This window comes from Rhodococcus globerulus, from assembly GCF_019334125.1.
GTDB lineage: Bacteria > Actinomycetota > Actinomycetes > Mycobacteriales > Mycobacteriaceae > Rhodococcus_F > Rhodococcus_F globerula.
On the sequence record NZ_CP079698.1, the window covers coordinates 3,599,795 to 3,615,800 of the forward strand.

General features: G+C 60.1%; 13 protein-coding genes. 3 read left to right on the forward strand and 10 right to left on the reverse strand.

All coding sequences use genetic code 11. The features are described 5' to 3' along the window. On the reverse strand, positions 1 to 1,128 hold the full coding sequence (locus KYT97_RS16270) for an acyl-CoA dehydrogenase family protein (RefSeq protein ID WP_219110256.1): 1,128 nt from the start codon (positions 1,126 to 1,128) through the stop codon (positions 1 to 3). A 357-nt stretch (positions 1,129 to 1,485) separates the two neighbouring features. Here KYT97_RS16270 and KYT97_RS16275 point away from each other — a divergent pair, with 357 nt between their 5' ends. After that, positions 1,486 to 2,385, forward strand: coding sequence for an AAA family ATPase (locus KYT97_RS16275; RefSeq protein ID WP_219110257.1), 900 nt, complete (start codon positions 1,486 to 1,488; stop codon positions 2,383 to 2,385). A 14-nt stretch (positions 2,386 to 2,399) separates the two neighbouring features. Here the strand turns inward: KYT97_RS16275 and KYT97_RS16280 are convergent, their stop codons facing one another. After that, the gene (locus tag KYT97_RS16280; RefSeq protein ID WP_219110258.1) at positions 2,400 to 3,071 is read right to left on the reverse strand and encodes an alpha/beta fold hydrolase; all 672 of its coding nucleotides are present in this window, start codon (positions 3,069 to 3,071) and stop codon (positions 2,400 to 2,402) included. A 41-nt stretch (positions 3,072 to 3,112) separates the two neighbouring features. Between KYT97_RS16280 and KYT97_RS16285 the strand changes: the two genes are divergently transcribed. Both KYT97_RS16285 and KYT97_RS16290 read left to right on the forward strand, forming a co-directional pair. Beyond that, positions 3,113 to 4,474, forward strand: a complete 1,362-nt coding sequence (locus tag KYT97_RS16285) for a VWA domain-containing protein (RefSeq protein ID WP_219110259.1) — start codon at positions 3,113 to 3,115, stop codon at positions 4,472 to 4,474. A gap of 82 nt (positions 4,475 to 4,556) precedes the next feature. Next, positions 4,557 to 4,856, forward strand: a complete 300-nt coding sequence (locus KYT97_RS16290; RefSeq protein WP_095887212.1) for a hypothetical protein — start codon at positions 4,557 to 4,559, stop codon at positions 4,854 to 4,856. 85 nt (positions 4,857 to 4,941) lie between these two features. Here KYT97_RS16290 and KYT97_RS16295 read toward each other — a convergent pair whose 3' ends face one another. The 8 genes from KYT97_RS16295 to KYT97_RS16330 all read right to left on the reverse strand — a co-directional run bounded on the left by KYT97_RS16295 (position 4,942) and on the right by KYT97_RS16330 (position 15,800). Beyond that, positions 4,942 to 5,352, reverse strand: coding sequence for a Zn-ribbon domain-containing OB-fold protein (locus KYT97_RS16295; RefSeq protein WP_095887213.1), 411 nt, complete (start codon positions 5,350 to 5,352; stop codon positions 4,942 to 4,944). A gap of 5 nt (positions 5,353 to 5,357) precedes the next feature. Further along, complete coding sequence (locus KYT97_RS16300; protein ID WP_143547524.1) at positions 5,358 to 6,485, reverse strand: thiolase C-terminal domain-containing protein; 1,128 nt, start codon at positions 6,483 to 6,485, stop codon at positions 5,358 to 5,360. 200 nt (positions 6,486 to 6,685) lie between these two features. Then, complete coding sequence (locus KYT97_RS16305) at positions 6,686 to 8,806, reverse strand: acetate--CoA ligase family protein (protein WP_179300769.1); 2,121 nt, start codon at positions 8,804 to 8,806, stop codon at positions 6,686 to 6,688. Between the two features lie 72 nt (positions 8,807 to 8,878). Beyond that, positions 8,879 to 10,375, reverse strand: coding sequence for an NAD-dependent succinate-semialdehyde dehydrogenase (locus tag KYT97_RS16310; RefSeq protein ID WP_245005845.1), 1,497 nt, complete (start codon positions 10,373 to 10,375; stop codon positions 8,879 to 8,881). A gap of 414 nt (positions 10,376 to 10,789) precedes the next feature. After that, a complete protein-coding gene (locus KYT97_RS16315; RefSeq protein ID WP_219110260.1) occupies positions 10,790 to 12,313 on the reverse strand; it encodes a carboxyl transferase domain-containing protein in 1,524 nt (507 codons plus the stop codon). Positions 12,314 to 12,542: 229 nt separating this feature from the next. Next, positions 12,543 to 13,871, reverse strand: coding sequence for an MFS transporter (locus KYT97_RS16320; RefSeq protein ID WP_095887218.1), 1,329 nt, complete (start codon positions 13,869 to 13,871; stop codon positions 12,543 to 12,545). Between the two features lie 331 nt (positions 13,872 to 14,202). After that, positions 14,203 to 15,327 (reverse strand): 3,4-dihydroxy-2-butanone-4-phosphate synthase, encoded by a 1,125-nt coding sequence (locus KYT97_RS16325; protein WP_095887219.1) that lies wholly within the window; start codon positions 15,325 to 15,327, stop codon positions 14,203 to 14,205. Further along, a complete protein-coding gene (locus KYT97_RS16330; RefSeq protein WP_095887220.1) occupies positions 15,327 to 15,800 on the reverse strand; it encodes a flavin reductase family protein in 474 nt (157 codons plus the stop codon). The genes KYT97_RS16325 and KYT97_RS16330 overlap by 1 nt, the downstream gene beginning before the upstream one ends. Positions 15,801 to 16,006: the final 206 nt, after the last annotated feature.

Sequence of the window (16,006 nt, forward strand, 5' to 3'; positions counted from 1 at the left end):
TCATACGCCGATGATCGTGGCGAGACGCTCACGATGCTCGGATGGTGTGCCCCAGCTGACCCGATTCACCGTCGCGCGGCGCAGGTATAGGTGAATGTCGTGTTCCCAGGTGATTCCGATTCCGCCATGCAGTTGGACGCAGTCCTGAATGATGTCGGTTGCGACCTGTCCGATGTAGGACTTCGCGATGCTCACCAATTCAGCGGCCTCAGGTGATCGGTTCTGTACCGCGCGCGCTGCGGCGGCAGTAGTACCCTGCGAAGCTTCGAGCCACATCTTCATATCGGCGACACGATGCTTGAGCGCCTGGTATGAGGCGAGCGGACGACCGAACGAATATCGGTCGAACATCCACTGAAGAGTGTCTTCGAGCACGCGGCCGATGACCCCAACGAGTTCAGCACACTGAAGCACAATCGCGATTTGCAACTGCCGCTCGATCGCCTGCTCGGTCTCGTCACCCGAAAAGACCAGTGCCGAACTGGGGATCCGCACACCATCGAAGCTAACCTGCGAGTACCGGCGAACAAGATCGATACCCGTTAGAGGGGTGATCGTCAATCCCGGCAGGTCAGCAGGCACGAGATATTGGGCAAGTCCGTCGTCGCGGCGCGCAGTCACGAGCATGAACTCCGATTGCTCGGCAGACTCGACCCGATCTTTGACGCCGGTCAACACGACTTCGTCGCCGTCCGAAGTGGCTACCAGCTGAGTACCAGCGGGATCCCAGCCTCGGTCGATCTCGCACATCGCATACGTAGCGACCGCGTCCCCGGCCATCAACTGTTCAATTGTCTTCACGTGTGCCGATACGTTGCTTGATTCCGACAGCGCGGCAGCCACCACGTTAGCCACAACGAGCGGTCCGGGCGATACAAGGCGGCCCATTTCTTCCGCAACGATCGCCATGTCGAGCAGACCAGCGCCCGAGATGCTGTCGCCTCCGGACTTTTCGCTCACCAACATCGACATCCAGCCGAGGTTGGCACCTCGCTGCCACCAGTCACGATCGAAGCCTTTGCCGTTTTCGGCCAGCTCACGAACCTTCTCCAGCGATGATTCCTTTTCCAGAAAGTCCTTGGTCGTCCCGCGGAACAGTTCCTGATCCGGGGTTAGTTCGAACTCCACCGAGTCTCCTCCTAAATGCCTACCCGTCCGGGCTTCGCCGGTACGGCCATCGAGCGCCTGTCACTTGCCGCCGCTAAAGCCCCTGAAAACTGTTGCGACAGAATTCTCTTCGTCTCCACTGTCGGACCTAGGCCAGTAGCTCAGCCGCACTGTCAAGGGTTTATCGAGCGCGGCGTGTGAAGTGACACCGATTCGAGCACTCTCGACACGATGCATCGAATGTTCGAATATCATCAATATATGGAGGGCACCTACTGCCGTCAAGACCCAAAAACTGCCACTTGACCCGAGATCGTGAGCCCCATAGTTTGATACTTCCTGAATTATTGGATAAAGCTGCGGACTGAAAGGTCAGTAATGAAGGCACCCGAGGTTGATACCGACAACGCGTTCGACAGCGCCGAAGAGGTGAGCGATGCTCTGCGCACTGTCGGATACCTCGCCGATCCTCGGATTGCACAAGCCGTTCATCTCGGCTACCGGCTGCAAAAACCGGTTCTCGTCGAAGGACCAGCCGGAACCGGCAAAACAGAACTAGCCAAATCTATTGCCCTGGCGACTAATTCACGAATGATTCGACTCCAGTGCTATGAAGGTCTTGACGAGTCCAAGGCTCTCTACGAGTGGGACTATCGCAAACAGCTACTGCACCTCCAATCCCACGGTCAGCAGGAATCGGAGTCGATCCCCATCGAATCCGAGCGAAACCTGTTCGACGAACGATTCCTACTGACGCGACCACTACTCGAAGCCATCAGGAGCACCGATTCAGTCGTCTTGCTTATCGACGAGGTCGATCGCATCGACGTTCAGACAGAGGCACTTCTACTCGAGCTGCTATCCGATTACCAGGTATCGATACCCGAACTGGGCACGGTCACTGCAACACGGATCCCCGCGGTCTTTCTGACGTCCAACAACAGTCGCGATCTGTCCGACGCCCTCAAACGACGCTGTCTGTACTTGAACATCGACTACCCGAGTGCTGAGCGAGAAAGAGATATCATCGCCGCTCGGGTACCGGGGATCTCGCTAGAGCTCGCTGACGCCGTCTCCGAGGTGGTCCGTTCATTGCGCTCAATGAATCTCTCGAAGAAACCATCAATTTCCGAGACGCTCGACTGGGCCCGCACTTTGACGATACTCAACGTCGACCAGGTCAACGCGGATATCCTCGTCGACACTCTGCCTGTGCTACTGAAGAATCAGGCCGACATCGTGCTGGCGGCGAAAGAACTCGCCGAGACACCTCGATGAACCGCCCGCACAGCTCACTCTGCAAGAAAACGCACCACCGTTTCGATGGCGTGAAAATTCGTCGGTGTAGCGAAATGATCAGTTCTAGGCAGCGTCACCAATGTTGCGGCCGGCAGAGCACCAACCAGACCTGCAGCAGTCCCCGCAAAGTCATTCTCGCCCAGTACAACAAGCGCCGGCAATCTAATCTCGGCCAACTCTTCGACACTCAGTGGCGGACGTTCCGCGCGCAGAAAGCGCGCCACTGCGAAGCGGTCATTGCCCACGCCCACAGCAAGTCGGCGAATAGTCCGGGCGGTCCCCGACGAGGGCTCCTCGTCTGCCTCGAGGCCATCTACGATGTCCCCGAGCTGCGCGCCGTTGTCGCCTTCAGTCGGATCGCCGACGCCCAGAACAGCGATTCTCCGGAACGCGGCAGGACACCGCGCAGCAGCTCTGAGCAGTGCATGTCCGCCGGCCGAGAAGCCCACCGCGTCAACCTGTTTGCCGCCGGATGGACAGCCTCGCAGTACAGCATCCGCCGGATCTTCCGACGGCGAAACAAAGTCAACTCCGTGCCCGGGCAGCGTGACACCAATGACGTCGCGGCCCTCCCCTTCCAAGATGTCGACCCAGCCAGTGGCCCGCCAGTTGTGATCGAAGGACGATCCGACACCGTGGACCATCAAAACCGGTTCATGAGGCATAGAATCAGCGTATCCGAAACCTATGCGGTAGCGAGCATCTCATGATTACGGCAGTCGAAGGACTGGTCTGGGAGTTGCGCAACATTGGCCTACCCGTTTCTGTGTCCGAACACATCGACGCGGTGCGCGTACTACGGCACATCGATTTAGCGAACCGGACAGCTGTAAAGTTCGCGCTCGCAAGCGTTCTCGTCAAGAACAACGCGCACGAGTCCGCGTTTTCGACGGTCTTCGATATATACTTCGGCGTGCGCCACGCGGGAGTCTCCAACGAATCTGCCACTAAAAGTACACCGCTCGAGGACGTCGAGGAAGCGGAACTCCGACAACTTCTACTCGGCGCACTCGAGCGTGAGGCACAGCCGACACTGCTACTACGGTTGATTGCTGCAGAGATGATCAGTCGGCATGCGGGCATGCAACCCGGACGTGCAGTTGCCGGTACGTACTACGTGTTCCGAACCCTTCGGGCGGTCGACCCGAATCGCCTGCTGGCCGAGTTGATCGCGCGCGACTGCGCAAACATCGATGATCGGTTGCTGAATCGGCTACGCCGCGACACATTCCAACAAAGAGTGACAACCTTCGAGCAGGAAATCGAGGCGGAGATTCGCAACTTCCTCGTTGCCGACCGAGGTGCCGACGCCATCGCCAAGACTCTGCGTCGGCCACTGCCTGAGGACGTCGAGTTCCTCACCGCATCGAGCAAGCTCATCGAAGAGCTACAACCGGTGATCACTCCGATGAGTAGAAAACTCACCGATCGGCTAGCGCGCCACGGTCGCCGCAGCGGCGCGCTGGACATCCGGCGAACCGTCCGGCGGTCGATGTCGGTTGGCGGGACACCGATCGAACCCGTATTTCGCCGCCCCCGACTCGCCAAGCCCGAGTTGTACGTGCTCGCTGATATTTCCGGCTCAGTCGCTACGTTCGCGGCCTTCGCACTTCAACTGACCTACGCCCTCCGCTCCGAGTTCAGTCGGGTGCGAAGCTTCGTCTTCACGGACGGACTCGATGAAGTAACCTCGATCCTCGCGGAGTCGGACACGATCTCGAGTGCGACCCAGCGAATAAACGAAGAAGGACTGGGCGTTTGGCTCAACGGTCACAGTGACTACGGCAACGCACTCGACACGTTCTGGCAACGGTTCGGGGATCAGATCAATTCGCGCTCTATCGTGCTGATACTGGGCGACGCGCGGACTAACTATCACGCTGCCCGTACGGGCATCGTCGGTGACATACGTCGCCGGGCGGCCGATGTATTCTGGCTCAACCCGGAATCAAAGACCATGTGGGATACCGGTGATTCAATCATCGGCCAATACCGTGAGCATTGCAGCGGAGTCTTCGAGTGCCGAAACATCAAACAACTAGGCGCCTTTGTCGACCAGCTCGCTTGAACTTCTTACTACACAACAATTCCGGCAATTTACAGATCGGCGCCCGACGACAACACAGGGCGCCATTACAAAGGAGTTCAACATGATCATTCGTATCTCAGACCTAGAGGTCACAGTTCACGAGAGCGACGACCTCAACCGCATGCACGTAGAATCCGACTCCGACCGCACCGCTGTCGACACCGCACTACGCAACTCCGGGCTTGGTCGCATGGGCGAAGAGAACAACGTGGTTCTCGATGCCGAAGCACTACGATCACGCTGCACCGACTCGACGCCGGATTGGGAACGACGTTGGGCTGCAATGATGGACTACGCAACCAAGAAGGGGTGGACTCGCGACGACGGACGAGGCATCGTCGCGCACATCGAGTCTCCGTAGCGTCCCAGCCCTATCCGAAACGACTTGCCATGTCCTCTTCCTCCCCATGTGAGGGGGAAGAGAACATGGCAAGGGCAAGACCGAATCAGGCAGGTTCGAACGCCAGCAGCGTCCAATCATCGGTAGCGTGGACGTAGCGCACCCGGACCGGGGCGCCGATCTTGACTTCCTCTGGGTCGACACCGAGCAAGCCGCCCACCATGCGGAATCCTTCAGCCATCTCGACGTGAACGATCACATATGGCACATCGGCTTGAAACGCTTCGGTGGGCCCACGACGGATCACCGAGTACGTATAGATGGTGCCTTCGCCAACTACCGGCGCCCAGACCGCCGCGACGGACTGGCATGACGGGCATAGCTCTTTGGGCACGTAGCGGTAGGTACCGCACGCCTCACACCGTTGCACCGCAACCTTGTTCGACCTGAGTGACTGCCAGAACGGTGTCTGCCAGGCCGGGATATCGTCGGGTAGGAACTTGTCATAAGTGTTCATCGCCGCTACGCCCTTCCTAAGATTGCGGAGAAATTGTTCTGCATTGCGCCGCCGACTCCGCTGAGATACGCCAGCTCGGCACTCTGCACTTGGCGCCCTCCCGCGTCGCCGCGGAGCTGTTCGACGAGCTCGATCAAGGTAAACAGACTGCAGGAGCCCGCATGGCTGAACGACAGGAAGCCACCCGCGGTGTTGGTAGGCAATGAGCCGTCCAAGCGCAGTGCTCCAGATTCCGCGAACGTGCCGCCCTCACCGACAGCGCAAAACCCTGCCGACTCCAGGCCGAACACAACGTTGATCGTGAAGTGATCGGCAATCCCGGCAACATCGATATCGGTACGCGCAACGCCCGCCATTTCGAATGCCGTGTCGGCAGCCAACTTCGCCGCGGGAAAGGTGGCCAAATCCGGACTGGCATTGGGATCGATGTGACTGTGGCCTTCTCCGTAGCCCATCAACTGCACTGGACGATGCTTCAAGTCGCGAGCACGGTCCAGACTCGTCACCACGATCGCACCACCACCCTGGTTGATCGCACAGCAATCCAGTAGGTGCAGCGGATCCGCGATCATCCGCGAGTTGAGGACATCATCGACTGTCAGATCACCTCGCGACCCGTACACGGAAAGCGGATGCAAGACGGCGCCTTGGCGCTGTGCGACGGCGATCTCTGCGAGTTGCTCAGGCGTCGTGCCGAATTCATGCATATGTCGCATCGCCAACACCGAATAATCGGACACGCGCGTCGTTCCGTAAACGTATTCGTACGGGCCGCTGAGCTTCGCCATGGTCTTGACTGCTTCGTCACGGTTCACACTTGTCAAGCCGGGAGCCTTCCCGGCCGCGGCCGTCGCGATCACCACTACATCCGCCAAACCAGCTGACACGGCGTAAACAGCCAGGTGCACGTTGGCGGCAGCGGATGCCGCGCCAATTGCTGCGGTTGCATGAAATCGCAACGGTTTTCCGAGCGTGTCGTATCCGAGCGTAGCGCCGGGAAGTGCGGCACGGATGCCGGTACCCTGCGGGGCCTCCCCCACCAAACCATCAATATCGCCTACCTCGAGGCCTGCGTCCGCGCAGGCTCCCGCTACCGCTTCCCACCACACTTCCGACTGGACTCGGTCGGACAAGTCACCTTGTTCTGTGAGGTGAATGCCAGCTATCACCGCTGGCCGATTCCGCTGAATCACTTGTTGTTTCCTCTCATGACAAATCAAAGGTCGGCCGCGTGCCTACTCGCCAGGTGCCAGTGCTAGGTCTGCTGAAGTAGTGGGCACGCGACCGCGAGTTTTGTATCCGTGAGCAGATGGAACCCGGTTTCCAGAAGCGATTATTGCGGCCGCTGCAACAGGCATAGGCCGTCGACGGCGACTGGGCCGTCGGCCGTGATGATCAGTGGATTGATATCGAGCGATTCGATCGATTCGCGACCTCGTGCGGCTAGATCGCCTGCAGCGCAGAGAATTTCTGCCAGACGATCGCGGTCCCAGGCCGGCGCACCTCGGAATCCGTCCATAATTCCGGTGTCGTCAACTTCACCGACAAGCTCGAGAGCAACCCTGCGATCGAAGGGCGCCAGGCGCCCCCCGACCTTCTTCATTATCTCCACGAACACTCCGCCGAGACCGAATACGGTCAATGGTCCAAGCTCCGACGCCCCTTGCAGGCCGATGAAGATCTCGCCGTGACCGGAGACCATTTCCTGCACCGCAACGGTTGTCGGCAGATCGTCGCGGCGCGCGATCTCCCGCAATTCGGCTGTCACAGCCTGCAGATCCTTCTCTGCCACGTTCACCCGCACCGCATTGTGTTCTGTGCGGTGCGCAACATCAGCCAACTTCACGACGTAGGGGCCTGCAAAGGGAACAGGTTCGACGGCTCCGTCGAAAACGGCCCAGCGCGCAACCGGGATGCCGGCGTCGGTAAGCAGTCGCATGGTGGCACCGAAGGACAACATGCGCCCTTCCGCGACCTCCAGGACTTCTTCATCTCGTATCTGCAGTACAGGAACATCAGTGGCCGATACCGCACGTGGCCCCTGGTTGCGGGACCTGACAAAATTGCCCATGGTCTGCAACCCGCGCAGGCATCCCAACAGCCCGTTTCCGACCCCGACACCGTCTCTCCGCAGGTCCCCCAACCACTGGCCCCCGATTCCCGCAAGAGGAGCGAGTAGGAACGGTTTGCCCGGCTGACGCTGCGCGCGCTCGGCGAATTCCTCGGCCCGCTGTCGACCATTCGTATCCCAATCCGCATGCTGGCTCGTATAGAGCAGCGCGTCGACATCCGGATCGGCGGCATATCGATCGACAATGGACTCCCACAACCCTGGAACTGAACCGACGAACCCGGTAGCGTCCAGCGGATTCGCCAACGGCTTTCCGGGAATGTTCTCGTCGATGAAGGGCTGAAGTTGCTCGAGCGCCGGGATATCGACGCCTGTGTCTTCTGCCAAATCACTTGCGAGCTGGGCAAACCCGCCGGTGGCCGTAAGTACAGCCAGACCACGGACCTCAGTCCAACGCTGCGGGTTCAGTTGTTCGAGAAACTGGACCCGATCCACGAGCTCGTCGATCTCGTGAGCAAGCTCGATTCCAGCCTGGCGTAGGCCCACTTCGTAGACCCAGGCGTCACCGACAAGACTGCCGGTGTGCGACGCTGCCATCCGCTGCCCGCGCTCCGACCTACCCATCTTGATCGCAACGATCGGTTTGCCCGCTTCCTGTGCGCGAGCGGCTGCGGCGAAGAATGCATCTGGTCGGCGGATCTTTTCCAGAGCAAGCGCGATCACCGTGGTTTGCTCGTCGTCGACCAAGAAATCCAGGTAGTCAGCCAAATCCGTGACGGCCTCATTGCCCGCCGAGATGAGGAGATTCAGGCCGGCGCCGCCCGGGCGGCATGCCGACGCTGCGATCGCCTCGATCATGGCGCCGCTGTGTGTAACAGCGGAAAGTCCACCCGGCCGACGCCCGAAAGCTTCGAGCACGGTCAAGTCGACTTGGTCCGGCACGTTGATCATGCCAATTCCGTTGGGGCCCACCAGATGCATCCCCGCACCGTTCGCGATGGTCGTTATTTGCTGTTGAAGCTTGGCACCGGTCTCACCTGCCTCGGCGAACCCTCCGGCAACAAGCACCACTCCTCCAGCGCCGATAGTTGCGGCCTGCTCAACGATGCCTACCGAGTGAGCCGCCGCCACTGCGCTGAAGACTGCGTCAACAGGGCGCCCGAGGTCTGCAACCGAGGGGACGCACGGCTGCCCGAACAGTGTGTCGTGTTTTGGATGAACGAATAGGACTTCTGCCTCGCCCTGCATCGTCCGGTGCACGCTGTGGGCGAACGGCGAGGTCTCGGAGACCCCGACGAAGGCAACGGAGCGCGGCTTCAGGACCCTGTGAAGCGTCTTGTCCGCCGAGGTAGTGGCCGTAAGGTAATTATCGGTCTGCGTCACCGCTGTGCCTTTCTGATCTGCTGCAAATCGCCTAATTGCATTCTGTTGCATCTAATTTCACAAAATGTTTGGTTACACGCTTATCCCGAGCAGTCGTGTCTCCAGGTACTCGAGAAGTCCCTCTTGCGCACCTTCGCGACCGAGTCCGCTGTCGCCGACCCCGCCGAAGGGAGCTGCCGCCGAAGTGGGATTGATGTCGTTGACTCCGACCATGCCGAACTTCAGACGCTCTGCCGTCCGCATCGCCCGACTGATGTCACGGGAATAGATGTACGACGCGAGTCCGTAGCTGGTGTCGTTAGCCATCGCGATCACGTCGTCGTCATCGTCAAAGGCGATCACCGGAGCAATCGGTCCGAAGGTTTCCTCGCGGTAGATCAGCATGTCGGGTGTCACCCCGGACAGCACTGTCGGCGCGTAGAAATTGCCGGCGGCCAACTCGCCCTCTGTCAAACGGTGGCCGCCGAGTCGCACCTTCGCGCCGTGGTTCACCGCGTCCGACACGTGCCGTTCCATTCGCTCCACCGCAGCCTCGTTGATGAGGGGGCCGACCGAAACACCCTCTTGGAGACCGTGACCGACACTCATCCGGCCAAGCCGGGACGTCAGCACTTCGCAGAACTCGTCGACGATGGACGAATGCACGAAGTACCGGTTGGGAACGATGCAGGCTTGGCCGGTGTTGAGCATCTTGATTGCTGCTGCGCCCTTTGCTGCGTGCACCGGATCGGCATCGCTGAACACGATGAACGGTGCATGCCCGCCAAGCTCGAGCGAAATGCGCTTCAGCGAACGACCGGCGCCCTCAGCCAATTTCCGGCCGACCGCCGTCGAACCCGTGAATGTCACCTTCGCAACTTTCTCGTTGCTCGTGAACTCCTCGCCGACCATCCGAGGGTCGGATGTCGTCACAAGATTCATCACGCCCGGGGGAACACCGGCTTCTTCGAGGATCCGAAATACCTCCACCGCGCAGAGCGGCGTAGCCTCGGCCGGCTTGAGTACGACCGTGCATCCCGCTGCGAGAGCGGGCGCGACTTTGCGCGTGATCATGGAGATCGGATAGTTCCACGGGGTTACCGCGCCAACCACGCCTACGGGCTGGTGCTGCACCACGAAACGCTGATCGGGTCGCGCCGACGGGATCGTTCGACCGTAGATTCGCTTAGCTTCCTCGGCGAACCAGATGAGAAAGTCTGCGGCATACTGGACTTCGGTCCTCGCAGCACGAAGCGGTTTACCCTGTTCCGTCGTCATCAGCGTCGCCAATTCGTCCGCGCGCTCCAACATCAGCTTGTGCGCACGATAGAGAATGGCGGAGCGTTCGTAAGCTGTCCGCGCGCTCCACGAGTCCAGGGCATCATGAGCCGCGTCGATCGCTGAGCGAACCTCCTCGACACCCGCGTCGCCGACATTAGCGATCGACCGTCCACTAGAGGGATCGGTCACCGTGAAAGTTCGCTCCGTCCGAGCGGGACTCCAATTTCCGTTGATGAAGATCGACGTGACCACAGGTACTTCGGTCGCCATGGGAGTTATTGCGGATTCGACGGCATGTACTTCGGTCAAAGTGGACCCCTAGGAGAGCTGATGGATGGATTTTCGTGGTCGTGAAAGATCAACTCGCCCACTGCGGGCGCCAACTGCGGCTTCAATTCGGCTGGGCCGCAAAGTGAGCGTCAGCCACGGTGAACCGATGCAGTTGTGCATCCTCGCAGCGGCCGTTGGTAACGCGAAACTCTGAGCGTTACGGATTCGTCGAGGTGCAGAACCAGCGAAATTAATTTGATGATTTTATAATAATCGAAGACAGTGCGGTTCTGTCAAGGTGAGAAACGGGAATTCCCTGCCAATAGATTCATGATCGTCGAATTGATTTCGCCCAGACGGCGGCGCCGTACTGTGCACGCCGCCCGATTCCTCCAGGTGGCGCCAGGCAGGTCAGATCGAATGTTCCGGCGCCCCAGAGCCTTCAGATGAGGGTCAGGTGAGTGTTGCGTTCTCGCTGGGGATTCCCATGGTGTCGAATCGTTCCATCCTGAGTTGACACCTCAACCCGTCTTCCATGGCGCTCAATCGGCGGAGTTCTGCCGCAATCGCGGCGCCCATCCGAACGCTGAAGAAATCCGGCTCGGTAGCCGCATCCGGATACTCCGGCACGATCACATCGACCAAACCGACCGCGCGAAGGTCGGTGGAGTCGATACGTTGGCGCACTGCCATTTCCGGTGCGTGGGAGATGTCGTGGAACAGAATCGCACTCGCCCCCTCCGGAGGTAGAGGAGACAACCATCCATGTTGTGCGGCAATGACGGCATCGGCCGGAAGAAGCGCCACAGCAGCACCGCCGGTACCTTGTCCGAGTAATACCGATACCGTCGGGACATCCAAGGCAATCAGGTCGGAGATACAGCGGGCGATTTCGCCGGCGAGTCCGCCCTCTTCGGCTGCCTTGCTCAGCGCCGCACCCGAAGTGTCGATCACGGACACCAAGGGTAGCTGGAGTTCCTTGGCGAGTTTCATACCCCGGCGTGCCTCACGTAAGGCAGCCGGACCCAACGGATTCGACACTGTTTGACCGCGGCGATCCTGGCCCAGAAGCACGCACGAAACGTCACCGAAGCGAACTAGGGCTAGCAACAGTGCCGGATCATTCTCGCCTTGGCCGGTGCCGTTGAGCGCCAATGACTCCGTTGCGGCATGCTCGAGTAGTTCTCGCACACCGGGACGCTTGGTCGATCGCGACGCAATCACCGACGCCCATGCGTCACCATCCTCATCCGAAACGGGCGCACCTATGTCGTCTCCGCCCGCAGGTTCAAGCCGAGGAGGGCTCGGCAACGAGATGATCGACAAGGCGCGGGCGATGAGCTGACTCAACTCTTGCGGTGGCACAACGGCATCGACCAGTCCATGCCGGAACAAGTTTTCGGCCACCTGCACATCCGCCGGAAAGGACTCACCGTAGAGGGATTCGTACACGCGGGGTCCGAGGAATCCGAGTAGCGCTCCAGGTTCGGCGAACGTGATATGCCCGAGCGATGCCCAAGAGGCGAAGACACCACCTGTAGTGGGGTGACGCAAGTACACCAGATAGGGCAGATGTGCGGCCTTATGTTGGTTGACAGCGGCGGTAATCCGAATCATCTGAAGGAAAGCACTTGTGCCCTCTTGCATTCGGGTGCCACCCGAGGCCGGCAGTGCGACTAGTGGAAGTCGCGCGGCGGTCGCGCGGCGGATTGCCGCGACGATCCGCTCCCCCGTCGCGACACCGATCGAGCCGCCCATGAATCCGAACTCACCGAATACGAGAGCGACGCGCCTGCCATGCACGGTAGCCTGACCAGTCGTGACGGCCTCGTCCATTCCCGTTGTAGCACGGGCACGGCCCAATTCGGCTGAATACTCGTCATCGGCGACAGCGTCACGCGGAGATTCGTCCCAGCACCGCCACGATCCCTGATCGATGACCAGATCCCTCATCTCTGCGGCGCTCCGGCGCGTCATCGACCGACCTCGATTTGCCACTGCTTCGCACTGATCGTGGTGGGATCGCCAGCAGCAGAAGGGCATTGCCAGATGACGGGCAGGGTACTGGTCGTATGCGTCTCGCACATCGGTGTACTCCAATCGTTTGTGGTCCGGTTCGGTTAGTTGTTCACGTCGTTGAGCAACGTGTTCGAGCGAAGAGTTGTGCGCCTTCGGTCACGGCCTTCAGTGGTTCAGTCATTGCCCACTACGCGTTGGCATCCGAGGGATCCGACTCTCGAGGTTCGGCGAGTACGTTCCGCGCCGGCGCGTCCGCTGTTCGTTTGATGTTGCGCCTGGTCGACAGCACGATGATCACGATGGCCGATATCAGGGCACAACCGCCGAGTATGGACAGACTTGACGAAGGCTGGGCGGAGACGCCCCCGGAAGTGACCAAGATCGGTCCGACAATGAGACCTAGGTTGCCGCAGAAGTTGACGAATCCCGTGGCGCCGCCGGACAAACTTCGCGAGAAGTTGTCGATGACCCAAGCCCACCAGGGACCGAGCCCGGCATAAAGCCCAGCAACTGCGATGTAGAGAAGAAGTAACTCGACACCGAATGCCCCGTGGACGTATCCCCCCGCGAGCAGAGCTGCACCGCCTATCAGCAGTGGGACTGCAGCGTTCCATCCCCGACTCCACGGAGACTTGTCCGACAGAAGAGAATTGAGCAGCATCACAAGAACGGCAACTACGAAAGGCACGATGGAGACAAGGCTGACCGTTGCGACGCTGATTTCAAATGCCTGCGCGACCAAGCTCGGTAGCCACAAAGCCATGCCGTAGAAGGCGGACTGCCACAGGAGGAAGGTGCCGCCGAGTATCCACGCCATCGGACGCCGCAAAACTCCCCGAGCGAACGATCCTGGCGTCGATTCGGAGCGCCTACCCGCCAGAATGTAGTTGCGCTCCCCTTCGGTGAGTCGCCGATCGGTGTCGGGTGAGTCAGCTCCGAAAACCGCGAACAGTGCTGCCATCACGAATGCAGCCAGTCCCAGGCTGATGAACACCCAGTGCCAGGTCAGTGCCTGGGTCAGCCATCCACTGGACAGGCTCGCTATGACTGCGGCCAGCGGGATCGAGATCACGGTGAACGTGGCTGCCCGTCCGCGCTCCCATGTCGGATACCAGTTCGCAACGATCACGGCAAATGTCGACCACAAGGCTCCTGCCGCAAGGCCCATGGCGAAACGAATCGCTATGAGCGCACCGTAATTCGGGATAGTGGCGCAGAGAACGGCGCATAACCCCCAGATCGCCAGGGTCGCAAGCATTACGCGTTTCGGTCCGAATCTCGCTGCCAGGACGCCACCCGGGATTTGGGTGATGATGTATCCCCAGAAGAACGCGCTGAGCAGAACCCCGGTTGCTGTCGCGGCGAGCTGCAAGTCCGTAGAGATAAGCGGTGTAGCAATCGGAAAACTGGTCTGGTCCACGAACGTGATGAGGTAAATCACGAACAGCATCAAGCCAATTCGGTACCAGCGCGCACGCCCGACCCGGATCTGCGCCGGAGTTGCAGTAACAGCCATAGGAGGTGCCTCGTATTCAGGAGTAAGAAGGAGTAATTCGCAACTTTCGGCCGTACGCCGCAAAACTGTTCACAGAATCGCCCCGGACAGGGTGTTCTCCACACCGGTACGCAAATGTGCATGCCGATCGATCGGATACTCGACCACTTCGAACAGCACGTCTACATACTCGTGAATGTTGTAGTTGCGAAACAATTTTCGACAACCTTGCATCGTGATGATGCGGCGGGTTTTGCGGAGTGCGTCATCCCGTACAATCTCGGTTCCGTTGCTTCACAACGTAATTAAAGTATTCCAACGGCCAACCAGTGCGATCATGGTTCAGAAAATCTCAGAATTCGTCATTCCCAGCTGCGACTCGCGTAGCATCCTGTGACGTGACACCGGCCCACGAAAGCCGATCCGGGCTGGCGGGCCCGTCGAGCAGGCTTATGGACGTGGCACCGAGACTATGCAGAATAGCCGCGAGCGCACCATCATCGGCCTCTGTCCAAGCGTGTGCAACCGGTAGCACAGCGCCGCGACCATGGGGGCGCCTGAGGTAGACGAGTAAACCTCCGTCCACCGCGATTCGCTCGGTAGCCTTGACAAGTTCACGCCCGCAGAAACATGAGTCCGACCCGAAGATGCCGCCCATCGTGCACTCCACATGCACTGACACAACAGGGCGCACAGGTGTACCCGGACCGCGCACCACAATGTGCTCGGCGCCGGTGATCTCATCGACGAAGCCCACGACGTCGAGGGCGCTGCGGATGGCATGCCATGGCGTTCCGACAGCGCGGGTGACCCGGCCTCGGGCACCGTCACCGACAAACAGGCGGTGCGTCACGAGATCAGCGATATCGACGATCGGGTGGTCGTGACTGTCGCCGAGATCCGTTATGTCTGCCTCACGAACAATTTCTCCGTCGTCTCGTACAAGTTGCCCAGCAAGGGCGACCGGTGGCAGGCCTGCCAAGCGACAAAGGTCCACCGCAGCTTCGATGCGCCCCGGACTGACAACAACACCCCCGTCGGAAGCGACGACAGGCATGAGGTGCCCAGGGCGCGTGAGGTCGGCGGGCGTGGAACCTGGATCAGCCAGCACCCGCGCGGTCCGAGCCCTGTCGATTGCGCTTATGCCCGTCGTTATCCCAACGGCAGCATCGACAGACACGGTGTGCGTCCTCGTTCGTGGGCTGTCTCCATTGCGCACCATCAGCGGCAGGTCGAGATCCTCAGCCAGATCCGATGGAAGCGGGGCATATAGAAAGCCCGACGACCACCGGACCGCCCAGGCTGTCCAGGCTGTGTCCGCAAGCGCAGCGGACATCACCATGTCGTAACCGCCGCCGGAACCGGGTTCTGCACCCACAAGTACCGGTCGGCCGGCCTGCAATGCCGACACTGCGGATTGAATCGCGGATCGGCCTTGCCACCAATCGCCCCGAGGTAGTGCTTGTGTCAGGGACATCAGGTTGCCTCGGACGCCAGCGTCCGGAAACCACTGCCATGGAAGACCAGCGGTGCAACGTCCGGATGGTCTTGCATAGCTTCAACCCGAAGCAGAACCACATCGTGGTCCCCGGCCCGTACGATCTCATGGATGGTGCACTCGAGCCACGCAACGGCCCCATGCAGCAGCACCGCACCACCATCGGTCACCGTATAGGACGTATCCGCGAACCGGTCGTTCGCCGACTTCGACGCGAGTCGACGGCACATGACGCCTTGGTCGCTTCCGAGCACCGACAGACCGAGTCGTGGGCGGTCGACAAGTAGCGGCCAGGTCGTCGACGTGTCCTGCACGCACACCGACACCAGAGGCGGGTCTACCGAAACCGAAACGAATGAGCTCGCTGCGAAACCCACTGGGGAACCATCACGCAAGGCACATACCGCTGTCACCCCGCTCGGGAAGGTGCCATAGATGGCGCGTAGTGCCATCGGTTCGGAAGGGTTCGGGATAATCAAGGGAAAACCTCCAGCATTTCAGGGATCTCGCCGGCCACGTAGCTGCCTGCGAGCTGGACGCGCCACTGGGGCCACAGCCGCTCACCCGCTCGACGTCCGATTGGTAGTCGAGCGGATGAGCATTGGACACCGCGGAGCCGGACCGGCAGGGAACCTTGAAGCCGGACCAGCGGGGATCT

Bases quoted from the DNA above. Each gene is read 5' to 3' on its own strand.
- KYT97_RS16295 (WP_095887213.1), bottom strand. From the start codon at position 5,352: ATGAACACTTATGACAAGTTCCTACCCGACGATATCCCGGCCTGGCAG.
- KYT97_RS16315 (WP_219110260.1), bottom strand. From the start codon at position 12,313: ATGACGCGCCGGAGCGCCGCAGAGATGAGGGATCTGGTCATCGATCAG.
- KYT97_RS16325 (WP_095887219.1), bottom strand. From the start codon at position 15,327: ATGTCCCTGACACAAGCACTACCTCGGGGCGATTGGTGGCAAGGCCGA.
- KYT97_RS16320 (WP_095887218.1), bottom strand. From the start codon at position 13,871: ATGGCTGTTACTGCAACTCCGGCGCAGATCCGGGTCGGGCGTGCGCGC.
- KYT97_RS16285 (WP_219110259.1), top strand. From the start codon at position 3,113: ATGATTACGGCAGTCGAAGGACTGGTCTGGGAGTTGCGCAACATTGGC.
- KYT97_RS16275 (WP_219110257.1), top strand. From the start codon at position 1,486: ATGAAGGCACCCGAGGTTGATACCGACAACGCGTTCGACAGCGCCGAA.
- KYT97_RS16280 (WP_219110258.1), bottom strand. From the start codon at position 3,071: ATGCCTCATGAACCGGTTTTGATGGTCCACGGTGTCGGATCGTCCTTC.
- KYT97_RS16330 (WP_095887220.1), bottom strand. From the start codon at position 15,800: ATGGCACTACGCGCCATCTATGGCACCTTCCCGAGCGGGGTGACAGCG.
- KYT97_RS16290 (WP_095887212.1), top strand. From the start codon at position 4,557: ATGATCATTCGTATCTCAGACCTAGAGGTCACAGTTCACGAGAGCGAC.